Annotated in this window: 6 protein-coding genes; 1 reads left to right on the forward strand and 5 read right to left on the reverse strand. The window is 46.6% G+C overall.

Annotated elements, in window-relative coordinates; all coding sequences use genetic code 11:
• Together A1D16_RS18895 and A1D16_RS18900 are read right to left on the reverse strand one after the other, a co-directional pair.
• The coding region (locus A1D16_RS18895; protein ID WP_290712407.1) for a UbiA family prenyltransferase at positions 1–772 on the reverse strand (772 nt) is incomplete at its 3' end.
• A 9-nt stretch (positions 773–781) separates the two neighbouring features.
• Positions 782–1,252 (reverse strand): hypothetical protein, encoded by a 471-nt coding sequence (locus tag A1D16_RS18900; RefSeq protein WP_290712410.1) that lies wholly within the window; start codon positions 1,250–1,252, stop codon positions 782–784.
• Positions 1,253–1,304: 52 nt separating this feature from the next.
• Here A1D16_RS18900 and A1D16_RS18905 point away from each other — a divergent pair, with 52 nt between their 5' ends.
• Positions 1,305–2,318, forward strand: coding sequence for an acyl transferase (locus A1D16_RS18905; RefSeq protein WP_290712412.1), 1,014 nt, complete (start codon positions 1,305–1,307; stop codon positions 2,316–2,318).
• Positions 2,319–2,475: 157 nt separating this feature from the next.
• On the opposite strand, the gene A1D16_RS18910 is transcribed toward A1D16_RS18905, so the two are convergent.
• The 3 genes from A1D16_RS18910 to A1D16_RS18920 all read right to left on the reverse strand — a co-directional run.
• Positions 2,476–4,602 carry an FN3 associated domain-containing protein gene (locus A1D16_RS18910; protein ID WP_290712414.1) on the reverse strand — a complete coding sequence of 709 codons (2,127 nt, stop codon included), beginning with the start codon at positions 4,600–4,602 and terminating at the stop codon, positions 2,476–2,478.
• Positions 4,602–6,050 (reverse strand): DUF1501 domain-containing protein, encoded by a 1,449-nt coding sequence (locus tag A1D16_RS18915; protein WP_290712416.1) that lies wholly within the window; start codon positions 6,048–6,050, stop codon positions 4,602–4,604. Before A1D16_RS18915 ends, A1D16_RS18910 begins: the two co-directional genes overlap by 1 nt.
• A 2-nt stretch (positions 6,051–6,052) precedes the next feature.
• Positions 6,053–7,063, reverse strand: a 1,011-nt coding sequence (locus A1D16_RS18920) for a DUF1553 domain-containing protein (protein WP_290712418.1), incomplete at its 5' end; no start/stop codon positions are given.

Genomic DNA, 7,063 nt, shown 5'->3' on the forward strand with positions numbered 1-7,063 from the left:
GGTATATATAATCGTTGTTTATTTTTTTAGTTAGCTGAATGGTAAAGCGGGTAAGGATCGCCGATAAAAGCATGGCATGAAAGAAAGGGAAATTTGCGGTGCGTATAAGCTGAATTGCCGATAGTAGTACAAAAACTACCAGCAGTAAATCGGCCAGCCGATACGATTTTGACAGACCGAGTCGTACCGGAATTGTTTTGATGCCGGTAGCGGCATCCAGTTCCCGATCACGCATATCAAACAGGAGGCAAAGTACGAACATGAATAAAAAACGGCGAAGAAACACCAACCAGTAGCTCGTCATATCAATGCCCTGCTGATCTGCGGGAAACCAAACCGTTACCAGGGTCCATTCCAGGGAAAGCAGGCTGATCTTTAATAGGCCGAATTCCTTTAAAGGCTTATTTACAAAGGGCAATAGGGGAAATGAATAGAGGCTGGCAAGTATTGCCAACACTATTAATACCATAAAATGCCTGGGTTCCAGCCAAAAAAGACTCAATAACAGCAGTCCGAATCCAAGGCCGATCAAAGATTTCTGGGTCAGGCGGTTTCGAACCGACCAGTTTTGCCGCTCACTTTTGAAAGCATGTGTTTTCTTGAAAAAATAATGAAGATTGTATTGCAAAAGAGTAGCGCCGAAAACAAAGCAATAAAGCGACCAATGACCTGCTTCCAACCCTAACAGAATGGTCGTTTCCCAACAAAGGGCAATAGCACAGAGCCCGATAAAAAAAGCACTGAACAGGAAAAAATCAGTGAATTTTCGCATACTGCAAATCTACTGACCTAGTAGTACAATCGGGTCAGAGGTAAGGGTATCACTTACATTACCAGCTTTATCTTTAATAGCGATCTTTACAACAAGGGTATCATTGGCATCATTGCCCCCCTGGTTAGATTGAATTTGTTTGTAATACGCAAAACGGTCGAGCCTTAATTCGATTTCCCCTTTTCTTTTGTCAGGAAATTCGGGCAACGATGCGTAAGCAGGGGGATAATTAGGGCCACCAATCACCGACCGAACATTTAATAAAAAGGCCTGAAAATAGATGGAAGAATCCCGGATCCCGGAAAGATCTCCTTCTTTATCGGCAAACTCTACATTTACAAAAAAGATAGCTTCATTGTCGGCAGGTACTACCCTGCTTTGATTTTTCAACTTGAGACTTGGTTTAGTATTGAAATTATCTTTGCCGCAAGCCGCAACTACGACCACTATCAATAAAAGGGGTACAAGTTTCCTAATCATAAAGCGTCTATATTGTGAACGAATTTATCAACTACCGGCTGATTAACCTAACATGCGCAGTGAATTGATTCATAAAATTTTTTCTACTCCGGCCAGCCAGCAGGAACCGCTGATACTGGAAATCTTTCAATTTCAATACCAGAACAACCCTGTTTATAAAAGGTTCTGTGATGCAATTGGTCGGTCACCGGCTTCTGTTAGCAGGCTGAACGAGCTGCCGTTTTTACCCATTCGTTTTTTTAAATCAACCGAAGTTAAAACCGGGCAATTTGAACCGGAGCTATGGTTTGAAAGCAGCGGAACCACCGGCCAGGTCAATAGCCGGCATTATATCCGTAACCTGGCCCTCTACCGCGAAAGCTTTACCCGTTGTTTTCACCAGTTTTATGGCGCCCCGGAAGACTGGTGTATACTCGGGTTGCTGCCGGCCTATCTTGAAAGGCAACATTCCAGCCTGGTAAGAATGGTGAAGGAACTGATAGAGCTGAGCGGGCACCCGGCAGGCGGCTTTTACCTGTATAACCATGAACAACTGCAGCAAACCCTGGTTGCTTTGCAGGAAAAAGGACAGAAGACCCTCCTGTTCGGCGTCAGTTTTGCCCTGCTTGATTTTGCAGAAACTTATTCTATTCCCCTGCCTACCACCACAATTATAGAAACCGGGGGTATGAAAGGAAGACGCCAGGAAATTACCCGGCAGGCATTGCATGAAAAGCTGGCGGCGAGTTTTCCGGGCTGCCAGATTCATTCAGAATACGGAATGACTGAGTTGTTATCGCAGGCCTATTGTGGAGACGATGGACTATTTTACTGCCCGCCCTGGATGAAAATTCTGCTCCGCGAAGAGGATGACCCCTTTCATATATTACCCCTTCCAGGAGCAGGAAAAAATAATAAAGCACTGACTATCAATGGAATAATAAATGTTATCGACCTCGCCAACCTCGACTCCTGTTGTTTTATTGCCACCGACGATATGGGCAAAATCTACCCGGATGGCGGCTTTGAAGTAGTAGGAAGAGTCGACAACAGTGATATACGGGGTTGCAGTTTATTAACTATTTAAAAAAAAATTAAAAATTCACGCAGCACATTAAAATCACCTGCGGTCTTATATTACAGGTGGATATTATAACGTTATCTACTAATTGACCAAATCTTACTGCTATTCGCTTACCAGCCACTGAACCGGGGATCACTTATTCCCGGTTCTTTTTTTCCTGTTATTCAAAAAACAGCTCGTCTACAAACACCCATCCTTTCTGTCCTTTTCCCGGATGCCATTTGGGCAGAGATGCCACCGGCTTAACAACCAGTTTTAACTGGCTGTAGTTTTTCTCTTGCAGGGGAAGTGAATAAATTTTTTCGTACTGGGCAGTGTCTTTGGCCGGCTGACGGGGCAGCTCCCGCGCTATAAGCTTTAACGCACCGCCTGCCTCCGCACCCCAAACCTGGATTTCAGCTGGCGGCATAATATAACTTCCAACACTAACCAGGCCGCTTACAGAAATGGTTCGAAGAGACCTGGGGGCCTTGAATTCCACCAGTAACTCCATGTTATTATTCATATAACCCAGCCATTTTCCACTGCGGAAATTGCCGTCTCCTTTTATTTCATCAATCAGGGTACTACCGCCGTTTCCTTTGTACGAAGGATCGGGTGGTGTAAGCAGGCGAATGGAATCCGGTTTACCTCCGGAACCAAAAAACTGCCGGCTAACCGTGGTACTGCTGATCCAGCCTTTTTTAAATGCTCTTGCCTTTACCTGGGTAGAGGAACTGATTTTTACTGGTCCGGAATAAACCGGCGAAGTCAGGCTATCAGGTTCTGATCCGTCCAGGGTGTAGCGCAAATCAACCCCCTGTACAAAATGTTTGAGCTTTAAATCAAATGGTTTACTAAAAATCTGTTCTTCGTTTTGTACAATCGGTGCATTCAGTTGTATTAAAATGGTATCTCCAGAAAAGCCCGCCTCCAGCCTGGTTTTTCCCCAAATTTTCTGCAGTCCGGGCAAATCAGCAGCCGCAACACCAGAGTTCCAGCAATACAGGCTTTTCAAGGGCATAGGATGGTTGGCCAGGCCCTCTTTACTAACCCCCGTTCCGGAAAGACTTAGCTCTTTTAATGCCTTAAGCTGCTGCAGAACCGGCAATGCCTTATCGGTAATTTTTGTAAACGAAAGGTTGAGGTTATGCAAAACAGGAAATTGTTTCAGGATTTCAATATCTGCATCCGAAACCGGCATCCTGTTTAAGTTTAATGCAACGAGTTGGTCTTTTATTTTCAACAAATCTTTTAACTGCTCGGCTTTAAACTGGCTGGCGCCGAAATAATTAACTTCCAATGCCGGCGATTCAGCAGCAATAGGCTGTACAACCCTGTAATGGGAATTCAGTTCCTCAATCGTTGATTCCCCTGCTGCGGCAAAATTATACGAGTTCCCCTCCTCGGTTGAAAACAGGGCCGCCGTGAGTAACCGAAGACTATCCGATGCCGGAAGATCTGCCAGTTTCTGCTTCATATCTCCGCCGGTTCTGATCCAATGATAAAGGATGGCAATTTCCTCTTCTGTTAATTGAGGTTTGCCTTTGGGCGGCATATGTTCTTTGTGGTTCATCGGCAAGTGTACTCTTTGCAGGAGAAGTCCATATTCCCTGGCGGTGGTATCCCACAACAATCCATTTTTACCCCCTCTCAATAAACTTGCGGCAGTTTCCATAACCAGCTCGCCCTTGGCTTTGCCGGTATTATGACAGCTGACACATTTCGCATCCAGAATCGGTTTGATCACATGGTCAAATACGATCGCATCCTCCAATGCAACAGGTGGCGCCCCATCCGTAGCTTTTACCGGTGCCAGTAAAAAATCATCGCCATGCGTTAAAACTGCGCCCTGGTGCCCCGTTACTACCAAACCGGCCAGCAAGGCCATACTGGAAAAAGCCAAGGCGCTTTTTCTGGAATGGATCCTGCTTCTTAAATGATACCATACGAGGGCAAACAACGATATAAATACGCCTCCCCATTTATGCCAGCTGACCGTTTCAGAACTATAGCCATCTTCCCGCGATAGTATCCAGCCGAACAGGGCAGAAAACACGGTAAGGTTGAGCGTAGCCAGCCAGAGTATATCTGTAAGGGAGGTATTATTTTTACTACCGGGCAGCCATTCCAGCACCATACAAAGCAAGAGTAATACGATCGGAAAATGCAATAGTAAAGGATGCATTCTTCCGGCCACCTGTAACCAGGCAGGTACTACTACCCATTGTTCGGCCAGTACAAAAAAAAGCAGCAGGGTATTGGCCGCAAAAGCCAGGTTGTAGAGGAGGGTTTTCCAGGTCCGCATTAAGCTATGATATCTTTTACGACGGTTCCGGCAACATCCGTAAGGCGGTACCGGCGACCAAGGTGTTTAAATGTTAATCGTTCGTGATCCAATCCCATCAGGTGCAGCACGGTTGCATGAAAATCATTTACATGAACGGGGTTCTGCACAATATTATAGCCAAACTCATCCGTTTCGCCATAAACGCCGGGCTTAACGCCTCCACCTGCCATCCAAATCGTAAAGCAGCGCGGGTGATGATCCCGTCCGTAATTTTCTTTGGTAAGCGGTCCCTGGCAATAATTGGTTCTGCCAAACTCGCCGCCCCATATTACCAGTGTTTCATCGAGCAAACCCCGCTGTTTTAAATCCGTTATCAAAGCGGCAGATGCCTGGTCAGTATCCATCGCCTGACCTTTTATTTCACCCGGCAGGTTACCATGCCCATCCCATCCCTGGTGGTACAGCTGAACAAACCGAACCCCGTTTTCGGAGAGCTTCCGGGCAAGCAGGCAATTGGCGGCATAGGTACCGGGTACCAGGCAATCCGGACCATAAAGTTTTACGATTGATTCGGGTTCCTTGGATAAATCTGTTACTTCAGGCACAGCCGTCTGCATGCGATAAGCCATTTCATATTGCTGTACTTTGGCATTGATTTCAGGATCGCCAAATGCTTTAAAATTCTCTTCATTGAGGGCAGTCAGCTGATCCAGCATAGTACGCCGATCCATTTTGGAAATGGCTTCCTGGTTATTCAGGTAAAGTACCGGGTTTTCACCACTGCTGAACTGTACGCCCTGGTGCACAGAATCCAGAAATCCATTGGTCCAGAGCTTGGAATAAACGCCCTGGCCATTTCCTTTACCCTTTGACAGCAATACACAATAGGCAGGCAGGTTCATGTTTTCACTTCCCAGCCCATAACTTAACCAGGCACCCATACTGGGGCGGTTACCTACCTGCGCACCCGTTTGGAAAAAAGTCAATGCCGGATCATGGTTAATAGCTTCGGTAAACATGCTTTTTACAAAGCAGATATCATCGGCAACACTGGCCGTATGCGGAAGTATTTCACTGATCCAGGCGCGGGCCTGGCCATATTGAGAAAATTTGAAAGCGGTACCGGCTAAAGGAAATTTTGACTGATCAGCAGTCATTCCCGTAAGACGCTGCCCCATGCGGATAGAAGCCGGCAGGTCTTCTCCAAACCGTTCATTCAGCATAGGTTTATAATCAAACAGATCTAGCTGGGAAGGCGCACCGTTCTGAAAAAGATAAATTACCCGTTTTGCCCTCGGCGCAAAATGAGGCAACCGCTGCAGAACCGCTTCTTCTGTATCTTTTCCGGAAAACAGGTCGGGAATCAATAAAGAGCCAAGTGCCACCGACCCCACGCCCAGGCTCATCCGGCTTAAGAAGCGGCGCCGGTTCATATTCAGGTGATGCTGTAATTGTTCTTTCTCCATAATTATGATTTTACAATGGCCTCTTCCAGGTTATAAATCAGGTTAATGGTCTTCATTAAAGCGGCCATAGAAGGCTGATCCAGGCTCGAATTAGGCGGGTATTCGCCCACTTTTACCGTAGCTGCCGCATCCAGTTGTTTGGTGCGGAATAATTCCAGTTGTTCCTTGTAGTATTTGGTAAGGATCGTACGTTCACCGCTTGTTGGCAGGCGGCAGATGATTCGTCGGAAAGCCTTTTCAATAGCCGGTTCGGCAGCCGTTTTTGCTTCCATCAGTTTTTGTGCAAAAACCCTCGATCCCTCCAATACGGTTGGATCGTTCATCATTGCAAGCGCCTGTAATGGCGTATTGGTCTGCAGGCGGGTAACCTCGCATTGATCCCTGTTACTGGCATCAAACAATACCATGGAAGGAGGCGGTACGGTAAGTTTTATAAAGGTATACATGCCGCGCCTGTACAACTTATCGCCTTTATCTTGTTTATAGGTTGCTAATTCTCCCCTGCCAGAAGTGGCATTTTCCCAAAGCCCCTGCGGTTGATATGGTTTAACACTCGGACCACCGATCGTAGGTACCAGCAGGCCGCTGGTAGAAAGCACCAGGTCACGGATAAATTCAGCTTTCAGCCGATTCCTTGGGGCATGTGACAGATAAATGTTTTCCGGATCCTTTTGAAGGGCTTCCTTACTGATTTCTGCTGATTGCCGGTAAGTAGCCGAGCTGACTATTTTTTTGACAAGGTATTTGATATCCCAGTTATGCTCCATAAAATCAACCGCCAGCCAGTCGAGCAGGGCCGGGTTGGAAGGCAGTTCTCCCTGCATGCCAAAATCACCGCTGGTTTTCACCAGGCCCCTCCCAAAGAGTTCCTGCCATACCTGGTTTACAAAAACTCTGGCTGTCAGCGGATTCTTTTTATCCGTAGTCCACTTTGCCAATCCCAGCCGGTTCCTCGGCAATTGAACTGTATCGTATTTCATTACCACCGGCAATGCCATAGGCGCTACCCGCTC

This window comes from Flavihumibacter sp. CACIAM 22H1 (genome assembly GCF_001601815.1).
Lineage (GTDB): Bacteria > Bacteroidota > Bacteroidia > Chitinophagales > Chitinophagaceae > Flavihumibacter.

Coding starts and splice junctions, on each gene's coding strand:
- A1D16_RS18900 (WP_290712410.1), bottom strand. CDS start 1,252: ATGATTAGGAAACTTGTACCCCTTTTATTGATAGTGGTCGTAGTTGCG.
- A1D16_RS18905 (WP_290712412.1), top strand. CDS start 1,305: ATGCGCAGTGAATTGATTCATAAAATTTTTTCTACTCCGGCCAGCCAG.
- A1D16_RS18910 (WP_290712414.1), bottom strand. CDS start 4,602: ATGCGGACCTGGAAAACCCTCCTCTACAACCTGGCTTTTGCGGCCAAT.
- A1D16_RS18915 (WP_290712416.1), bottom strand. CDS start 6,050: ATGGAGAAAGAACAATTACAGCATCACCTGAATATGAACCGGCGCCGC.